This window comes from Acinetobacter sp. YH01019 (genome assembly GCF_013420285.1).
GTDB classification, from domain to species: Bacteria; Pseudomonadota; Gammaproteobacteria; order Pseudomonadales; family Moraxellaceae; genus Acinetobacter; species Acinetobacter gandensis.
This window is the reverse complement of record NZ_VOYM01000175.1, coordinates 1-1,494: the sequence shown is the minus strand read 5'-3', so window position 1 is coordinate 1,494 and position 1,494 is coordinate 1. Positions and strand designations below refer to the sequence as shown.

Genomic DNA, 1,494 nt, shown 5'->3' with positions numbered 1-1,494 from the left:
GATAATCTTTTTCAGATTCAATTAGTAATTGAACCGCTCTTTCTCTAATTTCGGGGGTATAGTTTGGTTTTTTCATCGGAATAGTCTCTCAGAATATTGAGTCTCCGACAAACCCGGTACGGTTCATGTTGCTAAAAACCTGCTGTTCGAGCAATTTTTCTTTTAGAGAAATTGGCAAAGCATCATTTAAAATTAGGAGAGTTTGAAAAAACTTATGATGTATTTAAGCATGTGCTGGATTAAAATTCGATGAAAGTGATGATTGCAGTAGACTAATTTGCTTTAAGCCAATGAAAATATATAAGGAGAAGATTTAATCTCCTCCTTACTATCAATTAATTATCATCATATTGCCAATGAAAAACCATTTTTGCTAAAGTTCGCATATCCATATTATTTTTCATTTTTTCAAATGCGTTAAAATTATCTTTTTTAGCCTGATAAAGCTGTTTGATTTCTTCATCACTTTCTAAGTTAAATAAAGGTTTTAAACCGCCAAAATGATTCATAAATGTTCCCCATTTATAGGCTTGTTTAAAACTCTTGTACCCTTTAGGATTAGCCAAACTAATTAAAAGATAGTCCTCTAAAAAGCATTCTTGATGTTTACCCGCTGCATAACGAATGGTTTCAAAAGCTTTATCCATAAATTCTAATGCTTCTTGACTTTGATTCTTTTTAAATAATATTACACCTCTTATCCATTGTTCTAACCAAGGATAAACAATGTCATTTTTACATGCTTTATAAGATTCAAACCAAGTATCAAAGGATATTTTATTGCTAAGAACGTCAAAATAACCATGATGATAGTTTTCTATATTTGCTAAAAAATGTTGAGGGTTGGCTTGTGATTGCAGATACCTAAATCCATCTTTTAATGTAATTAAATTAAAATTAGCAGGAAAATTATCATCAAAATCTGGTAGATCATTAGTGTGGCCTACTCGTTGTACATGTAAAGCTAATTCTTCCCCAGGTTGTAAGCAATTCTTTGAAAATAGTTCAATAATTGCAAAATTGATTAATATTAGATTTTCATTTTTTTTCGATTCCGTAAAAGATTGATTGGCTGTAATTTTTTCTTTTTCTTTTGCAACGATAGATATCTTTTTATCATTGTAAAATAAATGAAAATCTTTATAGATTACTTCTAAATAAGTTTTAAGTTTTATCGTTATAGCCTGTAAAATGCTATTTCCGTAATTTTCTTTTATTTGCTTGATGCAGTAAGTACAAAAGCGAGCAATTAATAAAAAGAATAGGTAAGCCTCTTGATGTTTTTCTGATATAGCATGTGATTTAAAAGCTCGATCAAATGTAGTTTTAAGTGTTGTAAATGAGGGTAAATTTTTATCTTTTAACCAATTATAGGACTTACGCACTATTATTTATAGATTCTCTGTGGTAGCAGATGATTTTTATCGAGAATAAAGTCATCAATGAAGTTTTTGATAACTGGTCTAAATAATTTCTTCTGCCAACGATATACAT

1 protein-coding gene and 1 pseudogene are annotated in these 1,494 nt (G+C 29.3%); both read right to left on the bottom strand.

Translation table 11 applies throughout. From position 1 onward, the window contains the following. Nucleotides 1–335: 335 nt before the first annotated feature. Entirely contained in the window at nucleotides 336–1,385 is a 1,050-nt protein-coding gene (locus tag FTT84_RS17750) for a hypothetical protein (protein WP_180082028.1), read from the bottom strand. Between the two features lie 2 nt (nucleotides 1,386–1,387). After that, nucleotides 1,388–1,494, bottom strand: a pseudogene (locus FTT84_RS17745) (IS701 family transposase); the annotation flags it as partial.